Origin of the sequence: Burkholderia sp. Ac-20345, assembly GCF_017104825.1 — a bacterium.
GTDB lineage: Bacteria > Pseudomonadota > Gammaproteobacteria > Burkholderiales > Burkholderiaceae > Burkholderia > Burkholderia lata_B.
Genome location: NZ_JAAGPO010000186.1, coordinates 1 through 21,070 on the forward strand (window position 1 = coordinate 1; position 21,070 = coordinate 21,070).

Annotated in this window: 16 protein-coding genes and 3 pseudogenes; 3 read left to right on the plus strand and 16 right to left on the minus strand. The window is 66.5% G+C overall.

Translation table 11 applies throughout. The annotated features are described in order from the left end of the window. The 4 genes and pseudogenes from G3O06_RS49375 to G3O06_RS38105 all read right to left on the minus strand — a co-directional run. Positions 1-145 (minus strand): annotated as a pseudogene (locus tag G3O06_RS49375) (SfnB family sulfur acquisition oxidoreductase); the annotation flags it as partial. Beyond that, positions 124-1,311 (minus strand): annotated as a pseudogene (locus G3O06_RS38095) (glycosyltransferase family 4 protein); the annotation flags it as partial. The pseudogenes G3O06_RS38095 and G3O06_RS49375, both read right to left, overlap by 22 nt. Beyond that, positions 1,308-2,774, minus strand: coding sequence for a flippase (locus G3O06_RS38100; RefSeq protein WP_174970853.1), 1,467 nt, complete (start codon positions 2,772-2,774; stop codon positions 1,308-1,310). The pseudogene G3O06_RS38095 and the gene G3O06_RS38100, both read right to left, overlap by 4 nt. Positions 2,775-2,800: 26 nt before the next feature. Further along, positions 2,801-4,993: a hypothetical protein gene (locus tag G3O06_RS38105; RefSeq protein WP_205819215.1), complete on the minus strand. Its 2,193-nt coding sequence runs from the start codon at positions 4,991-4,993 to the stop codon at positions 2,801-2,803. Between the two features lie 497 nt (positions 4,994-5,490). On the opposite strand from G3O06_RS38105, the gene G3O06_RS38110 reads away from it, so the two are divergent. The 3 genes and pseudogenes from G3O06_RS38110 to G3O06_RS38120 all read left to right on the plus strand — a co-directional run. Further along, positions 5,491-6,555: an acyltransferase gene (locus G3O06_RS38110; RefSeq protein WP_205819210.1), complete on the plus strand. Its 1,065-nt coding sequence runs from the start codon at positions 5,491-5,493 to the stop codon at positions 6,553-6,555. A 37-nt stretch (positions 6,556-6,592) separates the two neighbouring features. Beyond that, positions 6,593-7,639: a GDP-mannose 4,6-dehydratase gene (gmd, locus tag G3O06_RS38115; RefSeq protein WP_174911252.1), complete on the plus strand. Its 1,047-nt coding sequence runs from the start codon at positions 6,593-6,595 to the stop codon at positions 7,637-7,639. Next, a pseudogene (locus tag G3O06_RS38120) lies at positions 7,626-8,561 on the plus strand (NAD-dependent epimerase/dehydratase family protein); the annotation flags it as partial. The gene gmd and the pseudogene G3O06_RS38120, both read left to right, overlap by 14 nt. Before the next feature lie 135 nt (positions 8,562-8,696). Here the strand turns inward: G3O06_RS38120 and G3O06_RS38125 are convergent. The 12 genes from G3O06_RS38125 to G3O06_RS38180 all read right to left on the minus strand — a co-directional run. Next, positions 8,697-9,887: an O-succinylhomoserine sulfhydrylase gene (locus G3O06_RS38125; RefSeq protein WP_174970841.1), complete on the minus strand. Its 1,191-nt coding sequence runs from the start codon at positions 9,885-9,887 to the stop codon at positions 8,697-8,699. Between the two features lie 245 nt (positions 9,888-10,132). Then, on the minus strand, positions 10,133-11,665 hold the full coding sequence (gene purF, locus G3O06_RS38130; RefSeq protein ID WP_174911262.1) for an amidophosphoribosyltransferase: 1,533 nt from the start codon (positions 11,663-11,665) through the stop codon (positions 10,133-10,135). Between the two features lie 51 nt (positions 11,666-11,716). Beyond that, on the minus strand, positions 11,717-12,211 hold the full coding sequence (locus G3O06_RS38135; protein ID WP_039358324.1) for a CvpA family protein: 495 nt from the start codon (positions 12,209-12,211) through the stop codon (positions 11,717-11,719). A gap of 6 nt (positions 12,212-12,217) precedes the next feature. Beyond that, positions 12,218-13,054, minus strand: a complete 837-nt coding sequence (locus tag G3O06_RS38140) for an SPOR domain-containing protein (RefSeq protein WP_205819212.1) — start codon at positions 13,052-13,054, stop codon at positions 12,218-12,220. A gap of 29 nt (positions 13,055-13,083) precedes the next feature. Further along, entirely contained in the window at positions 13,084-14,394 is a 1,311-nt protein-coding gene (gene folC, locus G3O06_RS38145) for a bifunctional tetrahydrofolate synthase/dihydrofolate synthase (protein ID WP_205819213.1), read from the minus strand. A gap of 100 nt (positions 14,395-14,494) precedes the next feature. Next, positions 14,495-15,367 (minus strand): acetyl-CoA carboxylase, carboxyltransferase subunit beta, encoded by an 873-nt coding sequence (gene accD, locus G3O06_RS38150; RefSeq protein WP_122949232.1) that lies wholly within the window; start codon positions 15,365-15,367, stop codon positions 14,495-14,497. A gap of 64 nt (positions 15,368-15,431) precedes the next feature. Beyond that, on the minus strand, positions 15,432-16,247 hold the full coding sequence (gene trpA / locus G3O06_RS38155; protein ID WP_166953649.1) for a tryptophan synthase subunit alpha: 816 nt from the start codon (positions 16,245-16,247) through the stop codon (positions 15,432-15,434). A gap of 41 nt (positions 16,248-16,288) precedes the next feature. Then, the gene (locus G3O06_RS38160; protein WP_205819214.1) at positions 16,289-17,140 is read right to left on the minus strand and encodes a site-specific DNA-methyltransferase; all 852 of its coding nucleotides are present in this window, start codon (positions 17,138-17,140) and stop codon (positions 16,289-16,291) included. A 9-nt stretch (positions 17,141-17,149) separates the two neighbouring features. Then, positions 17,150-18,343 carry a tryptophan synthase subunit beta gene (gene trpB, locus G3O06_RS38165; protein ID WP_011355719.1) on the minus strand — a complete coding sequence of 398 codons (1,194 nt, stop codon included), beginning with the start codon at positions 18,341-18,343 and terminating at the stop codon, positions 17,150-17,152. Between the two features lie 55 nt (positions 18,344-18,398). Beyond that, on the minus strand, positions 18,399-19,100 hold the full coding sequence (locus G3O06_RS38170; RefSeq protein ID WP_174911402.1) for a phosphoribosylanthranilate isomerase: 702 nt from the start codon (positions 19,098-19,100) through the stop codon (positions 18,399-18,401). Continuing rightward, positions 19,097-19,909 carry a tRNA pseudouridine(38-40) synthase TruA gene (gene truA, locus G3O06_RS38175; protein ID WP_174911274.1) on the minus strand — a complete coding sequence of 271 codons (813 nt, stop codon included), beginning with the start codon at positions 19,907-19,909 and terminating at the stop codon, positions 19,097-19,099. The genes G3O06_RS38170 and truA overlap by 4 nt, the downstream gene beginning before the upstream one ends. Beyond that, on the minus strand, positions 19,909-21,070 hold a 1,162-nt coding region (locus G3O06_RS38180; protein ID WP_277403772.1), incomplete at its 5' end, for a FimV/HubP family polar landmark protein. The genes G3O06_RS38180 and truA, both read right to left, overlap by 1 nt.

Genomic DNA, 21,070 nt, shown 5'->3' on the forward strand with positions numbered 1-21,070 from the left:
CATCGCTGCCTTCGAGGCGGATGTCCTCGATCAGGCAGTAATGGTTCTGCGGGATCTGCCCGACCGACGGGTCCGCCTCCGAAACGATCGCGATCACTTCCGCGAGCGTCACGTTCGACACCTCCGCTCCGCGTTCGCGCGGCACGCATTCGGTGTGAAGCGCTGCGGCGCACGCTCGAAATCGTCGACGGCCGCGACGATCGCATGCGGCGTCTGTTCGTCGAAAAAGAGTCCGGTCGGGTTCAGGTTCGATTGCGGATCGAGCACGGTTTCGAGCGCGCCGCCCTTGCCATACGCGATCACCGGCGTGCCGCACGCCTGCGCCTCGACCACCGAGATCCCGAAATCCTCCTCGGCCGCGAACACGAACGCTTTCGCGCGGCGCATCCTGTCATGCAGCACCGCGAACGGCTGGTAGCCCATGATCTCGACGTTCGGGCCGGCCTTCGCGCGGATCTTCTGCATCTCGGGGCCGTCGCCGATCACGACGAGCTTGCGCTCGGGCGTGCGCGAGAACGCGTCGACGATCAGGTCGATCTTCTTGTACGGCACCATCCGCGACGCGGTCAGGTAGAAATCCTCCTTTTCCGCATTCAGCGAAAAAGCGTCGACGTCGACCGGCGGGAAGATCACCGCCGCATCGCGGTGGTAGACCTTCTTGATGCGCCGCGCGATGAACGCGGAGTTCGCGACGAAGCCGTCCACCGCGTTCGCGGTGCGCGTGTCCCAGTTGCGGATGTAATGCAGGATCATCCGCGCGAGCAGCGATTTTGGCCCGTGCGTGAGGTTCGACTGTTCCAGGTACTGGTGCTGCAGGTCCCACGCATAGCGGATCGGCGAATGCACGTAGCTGATATGCACCTGGTCCGGCCCCGTCAGCACGCCCTTCGCGACCGCGTGGCTGCTCGAGATCACGAGGTCGTACTCGGACACGTCGAGCTGCTCGATCGCGAGCGGCATCAGCGGCAGGTAGCTGCGGTACTTGGTACGCGCGAACGGCAGCTTCTGGATGAACGATGTCGTCACCGGCTTGCCGCGCACGAACGCGCGATCGTCGAGGAAGTCGACGAGGCTGAACAGGTCCGCGTCGGGAAAGCACGCGACGATCTGTTCGAGCACGCGCTCGGCGCCTGCATAGGTGACGAGCCAGTCGTGGACGATCGCCACGCGCAGCGTGCGCGACGCATGGCGTGTGCCGGCCCGTTCGGCCGGCAGCGCCCGGCGCAGTGCGGCGGCATCGCCGGCTTCGGCCACGGCCGCATCGGCGGTGGCGAGATTCAATACGGCGTGTTCCGCCAGATCGCGATTCATGCAGTTTTCCTCGCATTGAGACGGATAAACAGGTCACGCACGAGCGCACGCAGCCCCGGCGTCATCGTGAGCGACCACGCAACGTTCAGCAGCAGCACGACCGCGCACATGCCGATCGACTCGACGAGCCCCGGCCACGCCTGCGCCAGAAACAGGCTCGCGAGCAGGAAGGCCAGGTGCGCGAGCATGTCGAGCACGATCGCGCGCATCCGGATCGCCGACAGGTACAGCAGCACGCCGTAGTCGACGAGCGCGCGCGCCGCGACGACCACCGCCGCGCCGATCAGCCCGAAGTGATGGATGCCGTACCACAGGCCGCCGACGAAGAACGGCATCTCGACGAGCCCGGCGAACGCCGCGCGGGCCGGGTTGACCTGCGACTGGATCAGGATCCGCGTGACGCTCGCCTGGCCGACGAGCCACACGCTGATCACCAGCACGCGGCCGACCGGCGCCGAGTGCGCGGCGAGATCCGAGCCGACCCACAGCGTGAGGAACGGCGCGAGCGCGAAGATCGCGACGATGCCGACCGGCGTGAACACGCCGTTCAGGAATTCGAGCGACTGGCGCGCGAGCGTGTCCGCATGGTCGCGGCCGACCGCCGACAGGCGCGGGAACAGCGTGCGCACGAGCGCGTTCGGCAGCATGTTCAGGCGCGTGACGAGGTTCTGCGGCACCGTGTAGTAAGTGACGAACTTCGCGCCCATGCCGGCGCCGAGCATCACGCGGTCGAGCGTGTCGGCAATCATGCTCGTCGTGCTTGCGATCAGCATCCAGCCGCCGAAGTTGAACAGCCCTTTCGCGGTGCCCCACTGCGGCGGATCGATGCGCCGGATCCCGAGCACCTTGATGCTGGCCTGACCGAGCATCACCGCGGCGATCAGGCGCGCGACGACCGCCGCGGCGAGCACCGTCTGCAGATTCGGCGCGATCCACCACGCGGCGCCGAGCGGCAGCAGCTGGAACAGGAACGTGCCGATCGTCTGGTTCGTGTTGAACACGCCGAAGCGTTCGGCGCCGTTGATCGCGCCGGCGAACACCCACGACACGTTCGCCAGCGGAATCGCGAGCGCGAGCCACGGCAGCGCGAGATACACCTCGTGCTGCATCGCCGCCGACACCTTCGTGAAGTACGCGGTGTAGATGAACGCGCCGAAATAGATCAGCAGCCCGCCCACGATGCCGGTGCCGAGGTTCAGCCAGAACGCGCTCCAGAACACGCGCGCGCTTTCATCGGCGTTGCCGCTCGCGAGCGCCTTCGAGATGTGGTTCTGCGCGGCCATGCTCATCCCGAGATCGAGGATCCCGAAATAGCCGATCAGCGTCCACACGAGGCTGACGACGCCATAGCGTTCGACGCCGAGCGCGTGGATATAGGCGGGCACCGTCACCAGCGACACGAAGGTCGGCAGGATCAGCCCGATGAAGTTGATCGAAACGTTCTTGAGTATGCCTTTGTCCATGCTTCTGCCTTGTGTGACGTCGCCCGTCACGGTTTCCAGCGATACATCAGCACCTTGCCGCGCGCGTCCTCCTCGACGAACACGAGGTACTCGCCGTTCTCGCGCCGGAACGCGCTGATGCCGAACGGCACGTCGACCCAGCCGGATGCCTTGCCGACCTCGGCGCCCGGGCTCATCACGCCCACTTCCTTGCCGGTTTCCTTGTCGTACACATGGATCTTGCCGACCGGCTCCACCCCGAACAGGTAGCGGCCCTCGGCCGTGATCCCGATCAGGTCGAAGATCGGCTTCGCGTCGAGCTGCCACGGCAGCGCGACCTGGTAGCGCACGACCGGCGAGCCCGTCGACCACTTGTCGAAGCGCACCAGCACGCGACCCACTTCCTTGTTGATGCCCGGCGCCGGCGGTGCGTCGGCCGTGTAGCCGGTCACGTACAGCGTGTCCGTCTGTGCGTCGTAGATCGAGCGGCGCAGTTGCGTGAACGGCTGCGGCATCGGGTAGGTCGTGACCTTGTCGTACGAGTAGACCGGGTTGCCCGCCTTGTCGACGCCGCCATAGCGGAAGCGGTGGATGCCGCGCACGTCGCTGGTGCGCCAGATGTCGCCCTTCGTGTCGACCCACCAGCCCCAGCCGCCCGCCTTCGCCTTGCCCGTCGTGTTGATCTCGAACTCGTCGGCATCCAGCCGGCCGTTGCCGTTCGCGTCGCGCCACAGCCAATCGCCGCCCGGCGGCTTGTTCGGCACGTTGTCGACCGGCCGTGCGCGGCCCGCGATCAGGCCGGACGGAATCGCGACTTCGCCGTCGCGCTTCGCGTCGAAGCGATAGATCTTCAGGTGATCGGCGTACATGTCGGTGAGGTACAGGAACGTGCGGCCGTCGACGCGACGCGCGATCGGCATGCCGGGCCACTGGTCCGTATGAAACACGGGGGCCTCCGGATACTTGAAGCGGTTCGACAGGAAGCCGACGTATTTCCAGTCCTGGCCCGGCGGTTTCGACAGGTCTAGCTCGAAGCGCTTGTTGCCCGTGTACACGCTGTTCGGCCGCGCCGGGTCGAGCCACGCGCCGTCGACGAACAGCAGCCCCTGCACCTGCCAGCGCTGCTTGCCGTCCGGCGTGTAGCTTTCGAGCACCGCACCGAGCCCCGCGCCGATCGTGTCGTGACGCGGCCCGATGCCGTTCATCGACACATAGATGTTGCCCGCACGGTCGACGCCGACGCCCGTCAGCCCGTTGAAACGCTGCGGCCCCGGCCGGCCGGGCACCGGGCCCGCGAAGATGCCGCCGCGCTCGCCGAGCGTGCCCGACTGCGCATAGCCCTTGCCGCCTTTCGAGAAGATCAGGATCTGCTGGCGCGGCCCGTTGTCCGCGACGAGCACGCGCCCTTTCGCGTCGACGGCCACGTCCACCGCGTCGGTGCCTTCCGGCAACGCGGGCGCGTCGTCGAGCTTGCGGCCGTCCGCGCGCACATGCACCAGGTGCGCTGGCCCGTTGATCGTGTCCGTGAGCAGCCACAGCGTGCCGTCGCCCGCGAGCGCGATGCGCCCCGGCTCGTGCGCACTCCACGTGCCCTTCGGCTGCATCGTCTCCGCGTCGTACACGTCCACCGCGTCACGCGACGGATTCGTCGCGAACAGCGTCTTGTCGTCGGCCGCGAGGCCGCCGACTTCCGCCTTCTGCTCGCCCACTTCCGAGCGCGCAGGCGCCGCTACCTCGTTCATCATCATGAAGCTCGCGGCCATCCGCGCGCGGCCGGTGTCCGCACGGCCGCCCGGCGCGACCTGCGGTGCCGCGCGGAACGGCGCGGGCTGCTTCAGGTCGCCGATCGTGCGGCGCGAGATGCCGAACCACTGCTTGCCCTTGTCCGGCCAGATGCCGGGCGACTGCAGGTGGCCGCGCTCGTTGCCGACACCGATCGCGACGTATGCGTACTTGCTGTTCACGGCGATCGCGCTGCCGCCGAGGTTGCCCCAGCCATGCGTGCCGCCGGCGAAGCCGAGCATCTTCCCGTCCTGGTAGACGCTGGCTTCGGCCCCGCTCTCGTCCCACGGCGCATTCGTATACACCTTGCCTTCAGGCGTCACCGCGATCGCGCGGATGTCGATCTGCGTCCAGCTGCCGTCGCCATAGCCGAACGTGTTGCCGATCCACGACGTCGTCGCGGGCAACACCGTTTCGGCCGGTGCGGCGCTCGTCAGCAGCGTCGCGCATACCGTCATGCCTACCAGAATCAGACGTCGCAATGCGCTTCTCCAGACTTGATGCAACAGCGACCGGGTCGCCATGGACTGCCGCCGGCGCACCCTGTCGCTAAATGGGTTTCAAACGTCGCGATGCAGGTTACAAGCAAAAATAATCACAAGAAATTTGGAAATATTTGGGGATGTTTCTGCGTGAAATATCGAACCGGAACAGATGTGCAAAGGCGTCCGAAAACGGCAATAACGACCGCATTTCACTTTCGAATCCGTAGAAAATGCCGCTTCTCGCCGCCTGCCGGGGCCTTCCGGGCGGCGACCTTTCATCCCGCGACCGAAATAATCGGCATTTGAATGTTTGTCGTCAGATAAATGACGCGCGTTTTTTTGCCGATTTCTTTTCCCTAGAATCGATTTCGATTCGATATTTCATTTAATGGCATGCATTACGTTCACGTTTACGCATCGGATGTGCGACACGCCCCGGCTCACGCCGCACGTCGCGAAGGAGCGGCGCGATGACGGGCATCTCGCGACCCGCGGATCTCACCCCGCCGCAACACGGCCGCATCGTGCAGCTCGACGGGTTGCGCGCGATCGCGGTAGGCGCCGTGTTCCTGCAGCACGCGCTGAAAGCGCCGCTCTGGATGGGCGTCGACCTGTTCTTCGTGCTGAGCGGCCTGCTGATCACCGGCATCCTGCTCGATCGCAAGGCACGCGGGCAGTCGTACTTCAGCCACTTCTACGCACGCCGCGTGCGTCGCATCCTGCCGCCGTACGTGCTGCTGCTGGTGGTGTCGACGCTCCTGTTCGGTGCGAGCTGGCTGCCCCACTGGCCGTGGTTCGCGTTCTTCTCGACCAACATCGGGCTATCGCTCGGCAGCATCGGCCACGACAGCCTGAACGTGTTGTGGTCGCTCGCGGTCGAGGAGCAGTTCTATATCTTCTGGCCGTTCGTCGTGCTGTGGTGCTCTGAACGCGCGCTGCTGTGGGTCGCCGCCGCGCTGATCGTCGCGGCCCCCGTGCTGCGCGCGATCGCGACGCCGTGGTTCGACTCGTTCTGGCCGATCTACTACCTCACACCGTTCCGGATGGACCTGCTCGCCGCGGGCGCGCTGCTCGCGATCGTGCTGCGCCGCGACCGGCGCGCGCTCGAGCCGTTCTATCCGCTCGCGATCGTCGGCGCGCTCGTGTCGCTCGCGATCCTCGGCTGGCTGCACCTGTCGTTCCCGCGCTTTCGCGCCGCGAACACGCCGCTGTCGAATGCCGCGCTCTACAGCATCTCGCTGCTGCTGTGCACGTCGATCGTCGTGATCGCCCTGCGCGGCCGCGGCCTCGTGCAGCGCGTGCTGACGAACCCGATGCTCGTCTACGTGGGCACCGTCAGCTACACCGTGTACCTGATCCACCTCAGCGTGCTGTACGCGCTGTGGCCGCTGCACCTGAACCGCTTCGTCACGGCCGCGCTGGCGCTCGCGATCACGCTCGCGTACGCGACCCTGAGCTGGTACGGCTTCGAACGGCGCCTGACGCGCGGCCCCGCGCGCCGCGCGTTGCCGGCCGCCGCCGGCACGACCGCCTGAGTTCTCTCCATTCATCGATTTCGACAAGGACAACGCTATGACCCAAACTCGCAAGAAGGCCATCATCACGGGGATCACGGGACAGGACGGCGCCTATCTGACCAAGCTGCTGCTCGACAAGGGCTATGAGGTCACGGGAACCTACCGCCGCACCAGCTCGGTCAACCTCTGGCGCATCGCCGAGCTCGGCGTCAACACGCACCCGAACCTCACGCTCGTCGAACACGACCTGACGGACGCCGGCTCGAGCATGCGCCTGCTGGAACGCACGCAGGCCGATGAACTGTACAACCTGGCCGCCCAAAGCTTCGTCGGCGTGTCGTTCGAGCAGCCGTCCACGACCGCCGACGTCACCGGCCTCGGCCCGCTGCACCTGCTCGAGGCGATCCGTCTCGTGAGCCCGAAGACTCGCTTCTACCAGGCGTCGACGTCCGAAATGTTCGGCAAGGTGCAGTCGATTCCGCAGACGGAAGCGACCTCGTTCTATCCGCGCAGCCCTTACGGCGTCGCAAAGCTGTTCGCGCACTGGATGACCGTGAACTACCGCGAGTCGTACGGCCTGTTCGGTTGCAGCGGGATCCTGTTCAACCACGAATCGCCGCTGCGCGGCCGCGAGTTCGTCACGCGCAAGATTACCGACACCGTCGCAAAGATCAGGCTCGGCAAGGCAACGCGCCTCGAGCTCGGCAACCTCGACGCGAAGCGCGACTGGGGTTTTGCACTCGAGTACGTCGAAGGAATGTGGCGAATGCTGCAGGTCGACGAGCCCGATACCTATGTCCTGGCAACCAACCGGACCGAAACCGTGCGCGACTTCGTGCGGATGGCGTTCGCGGCGGCCGGCTATCAGATCGAATGGACCGGCAAGGGTGAGCAGGAGCGCGGCCTCGATGTGGCAACGGGCAATGTGCTCGTCGAAGTGAATCCGAAGTTCTATCGTCCCGCGGAAGTCGATCTGCTGATCGGCTGCGCGGACAAAGCCAAAAGCAAGCTCGGCTGGGCGCCGGAAACGACGCTCGAACAGCTTTGCCAGATGATGGTCGAGGCAGACCTCACGAGGAACCAACACCATGACACGTTCTGATATCGAACACGCACCGCGCCGTGCATTCGTCACGGGCCTGACGGGTTTCACCGGCCGTTACATGGCGCAACATCTCGAAGCCGCCGGCTACGAAGTCTGGGGCACGGTCGCGCCCGGTTCGCCGCCGTCCGACGATCCGGTGTTCGCGAATTGCACGCTGTTGCCCGTCGACCTGCTCGACGCAGATGCAGTACGCGCGGCCGCGGCCGACGCGCGCCCCGATGCGGTCGTGCATCTCGCCGCGCGCGCGCATGTCACGCAAGACGACCCGTCACCGACCTATGCGGTCAACGTCGTCGGCACGCGCCACCTGCTGGCGGCACTCGCGGGCCTCGACCGCCGCCCGTCGGCCGTGCTGCTCGCGAGCAGCGCGAACATCTACGGCAACTCGACGGCTGGCGTGCTCGACGAAAGCGTTCCGCCCGACCCCGCGAACGACTACGCGATCAGCAAGCTGGCGATGGAATATGCGGCGAAGCTGTGGGCCGACCGGCTGCCGATCGTGATCGCGCGGCCATTCAACTACACGGGTGTCGGCCAGAGCGATGCATATCTGCTGCCGAAGCTCGTCGCGCACTATGCGCGCAACGAACCGCGGATTTCACTCGGCAATCTCGACGTGCGCCGCGACTTCTCCGACGTGCGTGACGTAACGGCCGCCTATCTGAAGCTGATCCAGACCGCGCCAGCCGGCGAGATCCTCAACGTCTGCTCGGAGCGCGCGTATTCGCTGAAGGAAGTGCTGGCGATACTGTCCCGCATCGCCGGCTACGTGATCGACGTGACGATCGATCCGCGCTTCGTGCGGCACAACGAGGTGAAGAGCCTGAGCGGGTCGCGCGACAAACTGCGGCGCGCGGTGGGCGAGCTGCCCGTCACGCCGCTCGACGAAACGCTGCGGTGGATGGTGAGTGCGGTACGCGACGACGTGCCGGCACGTCCGCTGAACGGATCGCGCACGCGCGAAGGCGTGCGCCGCAGCTACGTCGCCGATGGCGACAGGGCATCCTCGCAGGCGCGCCCTGTCGCGTCGCTATGAGGGCGCCTGCCCGTTCGCTCAGCCTTCGAGGCCGCGCGCGAGGTCGTTGCGGATGTCGCCCGCGTCTTCGAGGCCGACCGACAACCGGATCAGCCCTTCGCTGATCCCCGCTGCCGCGCGCGCTTCCGGCGTGATGCGGCCGTGCGTGGTCGTCGCCGGATGCGTGATGGTCGTACGCGTGTCGCCAAGGTTGCCGGTGATCGAGACCAGTTTCGTGTTGTCGATCACGCGCCACGCATTCGCGCGCTGCTGTTCGGGCGTGTCGCCCTTCAGCTCGAACGACAGGATCGACCCGCCCGCCTTCTGCTGACGCTTCGCGAGTTCATGCTGCGGGTGCGATTCGAGGCCCGGATGAAACACGCGCGCGACGGCCGGATGCGAATCGAGCCAGCGCGCGATCTCCAGCGCGTTCGCCGATTGCCTCTCGACGCGCAGCGACAGCGTCTCCATCCCCTTCAGCAGCACCCACGCGTTGAACGCCGACAGCGTCGGGCCCGCGCTGCGCACGAACGGGAACACCTTGCCCATGATGAATTCCTTCGAGCCGACCAGCGCGCCGCCGAGCACGCGGCCCTGGCCGTCGAGGAATTTCGTCGCCGAGTGCATCACGACATCCGCGCCGAGCTTCAGCGGCTGCTGCAGCACCGGGCTGCAGAAACAGTTGTCGACGACGAACAGCGCATTCGATGCCTTCGCGATCTTGCCGATCGCCTCGATATCGGCAAGCTCGGTCAGCGGGTTCGACGGCGTCTCGAGGAAGAACATCTTCGTTTCCGGCCGCACGGCTTCCTTCCATGCGTTCAGGTCGGTCGGGTCGACGAAGGTCGTCGTGATGCCGAACTTGCTGAAGATCTGCGAGAACATCCCGAGCGTCGAGCCGAACAGGGCGCGCGAGCTGACGAGGTGGTCGCCGGCCTGCAGCGCGGCCATCACGACCGACATGATCGCGGCCATCCCCGACGCCGTCGCGATGCACGCCTCGCCGCCCTCGAGCGCCGCGAGACGTTCCTGGAACATGGTGACGGTCGGGTTCGTGAAGCGCGAATAGGTGAAGTAGTCTTCCGAATTCGCGAAACGCTCGGCCGCGTCGGCCGCGCTCTGGAAGCAGAAGCTCGACGTGAGGAACAGCGCTTCCGAGTGCTCGTTGAAGTCGCTGCGCAGCGTGCCCGCGCGCACGGCAAGCGTGTCGAAGTTGAGGGAGTCGTCCATGTTCCGTTTTCCGTATTCGATGGCCGCGCGGGTGGCGCGAACCCAGTCAAAACCAGGGCAAAACAAAAAGCCCGCTATGCGTCGGCATCAGCGGGCTTCGGTGCGGTACGACAGCGATCGACTCGGGCCGGTTGCCACCGGCCTTCGCTTTAGCTGTTTTGGGAAGTCGCCCCGCGTCCGCAAGCTGATATCAAATCGACGCAAGGCCACATCCTATCACGCCTCGTCAAAAGCGTGCGCCGGTGTCACTCCACCGACAGCTGCAGGTTCATCTGCGAGCGTTCGGTGTCGCCCGCCGTGTCGCGATCGGCCTGCGATGCCGGCGTGAGACGCGCGCGCTCGATCGCATCGAGATACTCGGGCGTCACGTCGCCGGTGATGTAGTTGCCGTCGAAGCACGACGCCTCGAAGCGCTCGAGCTTCGGGTTGATGTCGCGCACCGCGCGGCGCAGGTCGTCGACGTCCTGGTAGATCAGGTGGTCGGCGCCGATGATCTTCGCGACTTCTTCGTCGGTGCGGCCATGCGCGACGAGTTCGCCGCGCGTCGGCATGTCGATGCCGTACACGTTCGGGAACTTCACGGGCGGCGCAGCCGACGCGAAGATCACCGACTTCGCGCCCGCATCGCGCGCCATCTGCACGATTTCATGCGAGGTCGTGCCGCGCACGATCGAGTCGTCGACGATCAGCACGTTCTTGTCCTTGAACTCGATGCTCATCGCATTGAGCTTCTGGCGCACCGACTTCTTGCGCACGGCCTGCCCCGGCATGATGAAGGTACGGCCGACGTAGCGGTTCTTGAAGAAGCCTTCGCGATACTCGACGCCGAGCTTCGCGGCCACCTGCATCGCAGCCGGACGCGACGAATCGGGAATCGGCATCACGACGTCGATCGGCACGTTCGGCAGCTCGCGCTTGATCTTCTCGGCGAGATAGTCGCCCATGCGCAGACGCACGTTGTAGACCGGCACGCCGTCGAGGCACGAATCCGGACGCGCAAGGTACACGTATTCGAACATGCACGGATTCAGCGTCGGCTGCTCCGCGCACTGCTGGCTGTGGAAGTTGCCGGCCGGGTCGATGAAGATCGCTTCGCCCGGCTGCACGTCGCGGACGAATTCGAAACCGATGCCTTCGACCGCCACCGACTCCGAAGCAACCATCCACTCGGTGCCATGCTCGGTTTCGAGCTTGCCGATGCACAGCGGGCGGATGCCGAACGGATCACGGAACGCGAGCAGGCCGTAGCCGGCGATCAGCGACACGATCGCGTACGAGCCTTGCAGGCGACGATGCACGCCCGCGACAGCCTTGAACACCGACGCCGGATCGAGCTCGAGGCCCGTGGTCGACAGTTGCAACTCGTGCGCGAACACGTTGAGCAGCACTTCGCTGTCGGAATTGGTGTTGAGGTGCCGGCGGTCGATCCGGAACATCTCGTCCTTCAGTTGCTGCCAGTTCGTCAGGTTGCCGTTGTGCGCGAGGATGATCCCGAACGGTGCGTTCACGTAGAACGGCTGCGCCTCGGCTTCGCTCGACGCCGAGCCGGCGGTCGGGTAGCGCACCTGGCCGATGCCGTAGGTGCCGGGCAGGCTGCGCATGTTGCGCGTGCGGAACACGTCGCGCACCATGCCGTTCGCCTTGTACATGTGGAAATTGCTGCCGTCCGCCGTCGCGATGCCCGCCGCGTCCTGACCGCGATGCTGCAGCAGCAGCAGGCTGTCATAGATCAGCTGGTTGACCGGGGATTGGGAGATAACGCCTACGATGCCGCACATGGCATGTCCTTCAGAATGACAAAATCGGTTCCGTCCTGCCCGGCCGCGTCGTCACACGCGTACGTACTGGGCCATGCCGTCGGGCAGGAGCTGCTTCAGCTCGTGCACGCCCTGTTCGGCAAAAGGACGCAATAGCGCATTGCGCCAGAAATCCTGTTTGGGCAGTTCGGTCAGCCCGGCCGCCGCGACCAGCAGCACTACCAGCACGCAGCCGCGGACGAGCCCGAACATCATGCCCAGCGAGCGGTCGACGCCGCCCAGGCCACTCGCCTGCGCGATCCGCGACAGCAGCGCATTCGCGACACCGGCGACCAGCACCACGCCGATCACGACCAACGCGAAGGCGATCACCCACTGCGTCAGCGCACCGCCCGGCCAGTTCGCCGGGATATACGGCACGACCAGTCCGACGTAGCGGCCCGCGATCACGATCGCCGCGATCCAGCCGATCAACCCGAAAATCTCGGACACGAAGCCGCGCCACGCACCGCGCAGCGCCGACAACGCGATCACCGCCAATACAGCGTAGTCGAAAGCAGTCAGCATCGTGCGTTACTGCGTCAGACCGGCTTCGCGCACCTTCGCGATCGCGGCGGAAGCCGCCGCGCGATCCGCGAACGGGCCTGCTCGCAACAGTGTAGCCGTGCTGCCGTCCGCCTGCTTGCGATGCTCGACATATGCGGGCACGCCCGCCGATTTCAACTTGGTGGCCCACGAACGGGCCGTCGCGTCGTCCTTGAACGAACCGAGCTGCACCGCGAAGCGCGCACCGGCCGGCGACGACGGCGACGAAGCGTCGCTGCTGTCCGGGCTGGCGGCGTCGGCATTCGCGACGGCCGCGGGTGCAGGCTTCGGCGCGGCCGGCTTCGCCACCGGGGCAGCCGGTTTCGGCGCGGGCTTCGGCGGCGTTACGCTCGCCGTGGTCGCGGTATCGGGTTTCGCGGCCGGCTTGTCGGCATCTTTCGGCGCGGGCGCCGGTGCTGCCGCCACGGCCACATCGGACGCCGGCGGTTCGTCATGCGCGACGCCTGCCTGCACATCGGATGCGTCATCGTCGCGCGACGCGACCGCCTGGTGCGCGGGCCGGTTCGGAATGTCGATCGCGATGTCGTCCGTCACCGGCTTCGGGTGCGAATCGAGCACCATCGGCAGCACGATCACGGCCGCGACGACGAGCGCGATCGCGCCGACGAGGCGACGGCGCGCGCGTTGCTTTTCTGGAAGGGTCGGATCGAGGAGCAGTGCGTCCGATTCCGGACGCTCGGTGCGGCGCGAGCGTCGCTCGACGCGTTCAGTGCGCTCCGTGCGCACGTTCCGGGAGGTCCCGGTGCGACCGCCGCGCCGCGGGGGCGCGTCGTCGTCTTTTTTGCCGAACGAGAAAATTCCCATGAATGGCTGAGTCCGAAACTGCCCGTCAGTCAGTGTTGCTGCGATTTACGGTAGGCCAGCACGCCGGCAACCGTATGGAAACTGCCGAAAACCACGATTCTATCATTCTCGGATGCTCTTTTTAGTGCATCGCGAAACGCTTCGGCGGGCGACGTGTAACGCGTGACGCTCGAATCGGGCCCCTCCTCCACGCCTGCCTTGCGCAGCGCGGCTTCGAGCTGCTCCGCGGAGGCCGCGCGCGGCAGCGGCAGGTCGGTCACGCACCAGTGGTCGATCTCGCCCTTCAGGTGCTGCAGCACGCCGTCGATGTCCTTGTCGTGCATCGCGCCGAACACCGCGTACGTGTACGGGAAGAAGCCCATGTTGCCGAGGTTCTGCTCGAGCACGGCCGATGCATGCGGATTGTGCGCGACGTCGAGCACGATCGCCGGCTTGCCGGGCAGCACCTGGAAGCGCCCCGGCAGCTCGACGTTCGCGAGGCCGAGCCGGATGTCCTGCGCGGATACCGGCAGCACCGGGCGCAGCGCTTCGAGCGCGGCGAGCGCGGCCGATGCATTGATCAGCTGATTCGCGCCGCGCAGCGCCGGATACGCGAGCGCCGGATAGCGCTTCTCGCGGCCGAGGTAGCTCCACTGCTGGCGCTCCGCGCCTGCCTGCGCCTCGTAGCGGAAATCGCGGCCGACGAGCCACAGGTCGGCGCCGATCGCTTCGGCGTGGTCGATCAGCGTTTGCGGCGCGGCCGGATCGCCGCAGATCGCCGGCTTGCCGGCACGGAAGATCCCGGCCTTCTCGAACGCGATCTTCTCGCGCGTGTCGCCGAGATACTCGGTGTGGTCGATGTCGATGCTCGTGACGATCGCGCAATCGGTATCGATGATGTTGACGGCATCGAGCCGACCGCCGAGGCCGACTTCGAGGATCACCGCATCGAGCCCGCGCGACGCGAACAGGTGCAGGATCGCGAGCGTCGTGAATTCGAAGTACGTAAGCGACACGGGCTCGGGCAGCAACGTGCGCGCGGCTTCGACGGCCTCGAAGTGCGGCAGCAGTTCGTCATCGGTGACGTTCTGCCCGTTCACGCGCGCACGCTCGTTGAATTCGAGCAGGTGCGGCGACGTGTGGCAGCCGACCTTGTAACCGGCGCGCACGAGAATCGTCTCGAGGAACGCGCAGGTCGAGCCCTTGCCGTTCGTGCCGCCGACGGTGATGACGGGGCACGCGAATTCGAGCTGCAGCGCCGCCTTGACCTGCCCGATGCGGGTCAGGCCCATGTCGATGCCGACCGGGTGCGCGCGTTCGAGATGCGAAAGCCACGCGTCGAGAGTGGGAAAAGTGCTCATCGGTTCAAATCTGGATCGGGACCGCCACTACGCCAAAAAACGAAGCGCGCCGCCTGACGCTGAAGCCAGGCGACGCGCAGTGTTCACAACCTCGCGCCGGTCAGGCCAGCGCGTCGGCCGGTTGCCGCTGCAGCAGCGCGAGCAGTTGCGCGATCTCGTCGCGCAGCTTGCGACGGTCGACGATCATGTCGATCGCGCCCGTCTTCAGCAGGAATTCGGCACGCTGGAAGCCTTCCGGCAGCTTCTCGCGGACCGTCTGCTCGATCACGCGCGGGCCGGCGAAGCCGATCAGCGCCTTCGGTTCGGCGATCACGACGTCGCCGAGGAACGCAAAGCTCGCCGACACGCCACCCATCGTCGGGTCGGTCAGCACCGAGATGAACGGCAGCTTCGCTTCGGCCAGCTTGGTCAGCATCGCGGTGGTTTTCGCCATCTGCATCAGCGACAGCAGGCTTTCCTGCATCCGCGCACCACCCGAAGCGGTGAAGCAGATGAACGGCACCTGCTGTTCCAGCGCGTTCTGCGCGCCGCGTGCGAAGCGCTCGCCGACCACCGAGCCCATCGAGCCGCCCATGAACGAGAACTCGAAGCAGGCCGCGACCACCGGCAGCGTATGAATCGCACCGCCCATCACGACCATCGCGTCGGTTTCGCCCGTGTCCTCCATCGCTTCCTTCAGACGATCGGGGTACTTGCGGCTGTCCTTGAACTTCAGCGTGTCGACCGGCACGATTTCCTGGCCGATCTCGTAGCGGCCTTCCGGATCGAGCAGCCCGTCGAGGCGCTCACGCGCGCCGATGCGCATGTGGTGATCGCACTTCGGGCACACGTGCAGGTTCGCGTCCACGTCATTGCGGTACAGCACGGCCTCGCAGGACGGGCACTTGACCCACAGGCCTTCCGGAATGCCCTTGCGGCTTTTCGGGTCGGTCTGCTTGATCTTCGGCGGCAACAGTTTGTCGAGCCAGCTCATCGTATGGTTTCCTGTTCCGTGGCGGGCCGGGCCACATGGCCCGTTCCCGCTTCCTGTGTTGTGTTTATCGCGCCGTCTTGCCCGCGCCGTCCAGGGCGGCGCGCAGCTCGGCGATGAAAGTCTTCAGCGCGGCCGCGGCACCCTCCGGCGCAGCGCTTTCGAGCAGCTGCACGAGGCGACTGCCGATCACGACGGCGTCCGACACCTCGGCCACCGCGCGCGCCGTTTCAGCGTCGCGGATGCCGAAGCCGACGCCCACCGGAACCGGCACGCGCGACTTGATGGCCGGGATTTTACCCGCAATGCTCGAAACATCCAGATTTCCTGCTCCGGTCACGCCCTTGAGCGACACGTAATACACGTAGCCGCTCGCGATCTTGCCGACGTCCGCGATGCGTTCGTCGGTCGACGTGGGCGCGAGCAGGAAGATCGGATCGATCTGCGCGGCGCGCATTTTCTCGGCGAACACGCCCGCCTCTTCCGGCGGATAGTCGACGACGAGCACGCCGTCGACCCCGGCCGCCTGGGCTTCGGCCGCGAACGTGTCGACGCCCATCCGCTCGATCGGGTTCGCGTAGCCCATCAGCACGACGGGAGTTTTGGGGTCGGTTTCGCGAAAGCGCTTCACGTCGGCGAGCACGCTCTTCAGCGTGACGCCGCGCGCGAGTGCGCGCTCCGACGAGCGCTGGATCACGGGGCCGTCGGCCATCGGGTCGGAGAACGGCACGCCGAGTTCGATCACATCCGCGCCGCCTTCGGCGAGCGCGTGCATGAATTCGACGGTTTTGGCGGGATCGGGGTCGCCGGCCGTGATGAACGGGATCAGGCCCTTACGGCCTTGTTCGGCGAGCGCGGCGAAGGTCTGCTGAATACGGGACATGGCAATTTTCCTTGATGCGTTCGGCGATGCGGCGGCGCGATTCACGCGCACGCCGGCGCAGCGAGCGCGTTCACGCGCTCGTGCGCGATCGCACAATAGCTTTCGTTGATCTCGTAGCCGACGAAGTCGCGCCCCTGCCGTGCGCAGGCCACCGCGGTCGTGCCGCTGCCCATGAACGGATCGAGCACGCGGCCGCCCGGCGGGCAGCTTGCGAGCACCATCCGCTCGATGATTTCCAGCGGCTTCTGGGTCGGATGATCGACGCGCTCCGCGTGCTGCCGGTGCAGGCGCGAGACCGACCAGACGTCCTTCGGGTTGTAGCCCATCTCCAGCCACTTGCTGCCTTCGAACAGCTTGCGCGAGCGGGCCTTCTTCGTGTCGGCGTCGTACGGGATGCGGACCGGATCGAGATCGAAGTAATACGCCTTGGAAACCGCGAAAAAGCCGATGTTGTCGTGCACCGACGTGAAACGGCGCGTCGTGCCGCCCATGCTCGGCACGCGTCGGTCCCAGATGATCTCGTTGACCATCGTGAGTTGCGTCTTCAGGAAACTGAAGATTTCCGGCGCGTACTGCCACGTGCAGAAGATGTACATCGACCCGCTCGGCTTCAGCTTCGGAATCGCGAGCTCGAGCCACCCGCGCGTCCACGCGAGAAAATCGTCGCCCGAACGCTTGTCCGAGTCGTTGCCGTAGTCCTTGCCGAGCCCGTAAGGCGGATCGGCGACGATCAGGTCGATCGACGCGTCCGGCAGGTGCGCGGCATGGGTCAGGAAATCGCGGTTATGCAGTTCGATACCGGACGGCAGCGCGCGCGGCTCGGCAGCGGCGGGCTGAACCGCCGCCGCCTCGCTCGCGGCACCGCCGCCCGGTTCTTCGATCAGGTCACGCATCGGTCGGGGTCAGAGCTCGATGCCCGATCGCTCGGCGACCGTGTGCATGTCCTTGTCGCCACGGCCCGACAGGTTGACGAGCAGGATCTTGTCCTTCGGCAACGTCGGCGCGAGCTTCACGCCATACGCGATCGCATGGCTCGACTCGAGCGCGGGAATGATCCCCTCGATCCGGCAGCAGTCGTGGAACGCCTTCAGCGCTTCCTCGTCGGTGATGCCGACGTACTGCGCACGGCCGCTGTCCTTCAGCCACGCGTGCTCGGGGCCGACGCCCGGATAGTCGAGGCCCGCCGACACCGAATGCGTCTCGATGATCTGGCCGTTGTCGTCCTGCAGCAGGTAGGTACGGTTGCCGTGCAGCACGCCCGGGCTGCCCGCGATCAGCGATGCCGCGTGATGGCCCGTGTCGAGGCCGTCGCCGGCTGCTTCGACGCCGATCAGCTGCACCGAGGTGTCGTCGATGTACGGATAGAAGATACCCATCGCGTTCGAGCCGCCGCCGACGCAGGCGATCACCGCGTCCGGCTGCCGGCCGGTCATTTCCGGCATCTGCACCTTGCACTCGTCGCCGATCACGCGCTGGAAGTCGCGCACCATCATCGGGTACGGGTGCGGGCCCGCGACCGTGCCGATGATGTAGAACGTGTTCTCGATGTTCGTGACCCAGTCGCGCATCGCTTCGTTCAGCGCGTCCTTCAGCGTGCGCGAACCCGATTCGACCGGCACGACAGTCGCGCCGAGCAGCTTCATCCGGTAGACGTTCGCGGCCTGGCGCCGCACGTCTTCCGAACCCATGTAGACGACGCACTCCATCCCGAAGCGCGCGCAGATCGTCGCGGTCGCGACGCCGTGCTGGCCGGCGCCCGTCTCGGCGATCACGCGCTTCTTGCCCATGCGCTTCGCGAGCAGCGCCTGGCCGATCACGTTGTTGATCTTGTGCGCGCCCGTGTGGTTCAGGTCTTCGCGCTTCAGGTAGATCTGCGCGCCGCCAAGCGTCTCGCTCCAGCGCTGCGCGTGATAGATCGGCGACGGGCGGCCGACGAAATGCTTCAGCTCGCGCTCGAATTCGGCGACGAAATCGGGATCGTTCTGGAATTTTTCATACGCCGCGCGCAGTTCGTCCAGCGCGTGAATCAGCGTCTCGGCGACAAACGTGCCGCCATACGGGCCGAAGTGGCCGCGATCATCAGGAAGGTTGTACATGGTGTCTCTCTCGATCGGTCGGTGCGCCCCGCTTTCGGGGCCGCACCGGCTTGCATCACCGGGCGTCCGCTTCGCGCACCGCGCGTACGAACGCCGCCATCCGGGCGTGATCCTTCACGCCCTTCGCGCCCTCCACTTCGATGCCACTCGAGACATCGACAGCAAACGGGCGCAACTGGCGAATCGCATCACCGACGTTTTGCGCGCTCAAGCCACCACTCAAAACGGCCCGATGCGCGAGCTCTGCGGGAATAAGAGACCAATCGAAGACCTTGCCGCTACCGCCGTAATCCGGCACCAGGGTGTCGAACAGGAGGCCGCGCGCTTTCGAATAATGAAGACCCGATTCTACCAAATCGGCCGATTGCGTCGAGGGGCCGACGCGCACCGCGCGCAGCCACGGCAGGCGTGCCGCGCGGCCGAGCGCGTCGCACTGTTCGGGCGTCTCGTCGCCATGGAACTGCAGCAGCGTGAGCGGCACGTCGCGCACGACAGCCTCGATCTCGGCTTCGGTCGCATTCACGAACAGCCCGACCACCGACACGAACGGCGGCGCGAGGCGCGCCAGCTCGGCCGCCTGCGCGATCGACACCGCGCGCGGGCTCTTCGGATAGAACACGAGGCCGATCGCATCGGCGCCGAGCGCGGCCGCGTGCAGCACGTCCTCGGGGCGCGACAGCCCGCACAGCTTGATGCGCGTGCGCGGCGGCAGGCCGGCCGGGTCGGAAGTCGAGGAAGACACGGCGTGATCCGTCATGATTGAGGGTCCAGATCGGCCCAGACGCTGCTCCACGGCACGCTGCCGAGCTGCGCGGGCGGGACGGCGAATTCCGCCGGGTAGCCGACGTGGGCGAGGTACAGCCCGTCGGCCATGAACGTGGGCGCCGCAAGGTTGCGGTCGCGCCCGGCCAGCACGTCAGCGAGCCAGTCGGCCGGATAGCGGCCGCGACCGACCGCGACGAGGCAGCCCATCAGGTTGCGCACCATGTGATGCAGGAACGCGTTGGCGCGGAAACGGAAATGAATGAAATGGCCCACGCGCCGCACGTCGATCTGGTACAGGTGTTTGACCGGCGTCTTCGACTGGCATTCAGACGACCGGAACGACGAGAAGTCGTGCTCGCCGATCAGGTGTGCGGCGGCGGCGCGCATCGCGTCGTCGTCGAGCGGCGTATGGATCCAGCCCGCGCGCCCCGCCAGCATCGGCGAGCGCACGGGATGCACGTACAGCGTGTAGTAATAGGTGCGCTCGAACGCCGAGAAACGCGCGTGGAACGTGTCCGGCATCGGCTTCGCCCATTGCACCGCCACGGTCTGCGGCAGGAACGCGTTGGTGCCGCGCACCCACGAGAAAACCTCGCGATCGAGGTCGGTATCGAAGTGCACGACCTGCCCGAGCCCATGCACGCCCGTATCGGTCCGCCCGGCCACCGTCGTATGCAGCGGCACGCGCGCGAACTCGGCCAGCGCGTGCTCGAGCCGATCCTGCACGGTCTTGCCGTGCGGCTGCGCCTGCCAGCCGCAGAACGCCGCGCCGTCGTACTGAATGCCGAGCGCGATCCGCATTACGCCTCTTCCGCCAGTTTCGCGAGCAGCGCACGCGCATCGTCGCGCGTCGCGGCGTCGTTCGCGTCGACCACTTCCTGCAGCAGCGTCCGCGCGCCGGACAGGTCGCCCAGCTCGACGTATTCGGCCGCGAGGTCGAGCTTGTTGCGCGCGATGCGGGCAAGCTCGTCCGGCGTCAGCGCCGGTAACGCGGCGCCCGGCGCGGACGGCAGGTCGAGATCGAAATCGAGCTTCAGTGCGCCGAACTGCGCGCCGCCGAGCGGCGGCAGCGACGACGTCGCGAACGGGCTGCCCGATTGGCCCGCAGGCGTCGCTGCGTCCGGATCCCAATCGAACTCGTCGTCCTGCTCGGCCGGATGCTCCGGGGCCGGATCGATCGCGCCAATCGGGAGGCGCCGGGCGGCTTGACCGTTAGTTGCGATTTTATCGATGTCGGACTGCCCTGCTTGCGTAGCCAGCTCATCCACCGCCAGCGACGGCTCGTCCGGCGTGCGCGGCGGCAGCGGCATGTCGAGGCTGCTGAGCGCGCTGATCGCGTTCTGCATCAGCGCCGCGTGCTGTTCGGTGGCCGCGGGTGCGGCCGGTGTCTCGACCGGCGTCTCCACCGACATCGCTACCCGTGTCTCCACCGATGCCTCGTTCGGCGTCTCTGGCGACGTTTCGACCGGCTCTTCGGCCTGCGTTTCTGCCTGCGTTTCGGCAGCGACCTTTTCGATCGGCTCGGCATCGTGCGAAACCGGAGCCGCCTCGCTTACGGGCGGCACTGCGGCATGCGCGGTCGGCACTTCAGGCTGCTCGACATGCGGCTTCGCCACATCCGACGCCGGCGACACATCCGTATCCGGCGGCTCGACCGGCTCCGCCGCTGCGGCAGTCGCCGCGGCAAGGTTCAGGTCGGAAGCGGCATCACGCGCGACCGGCATCTCGGGCCGGATCGGCAGTTCAGGTTCGACAGAAGGCGCGGCTTCGGCTTGCGCAGTGGCAGCCGCGGCACCGCCCGCTGCCGTAGCGATAGCCGCCGTGTCCGAACCCGCATCGTCCGTGCGCCGGCTCTTCCTGCGCTTGCGCCACGCGAAACCTGCCGCGAGGACGATCACGGCCGCACCGGCCACCGCGGCCGGACGCCAGTCCATCTGCTCGGTGCTGCGTGCAGGTGCCGCC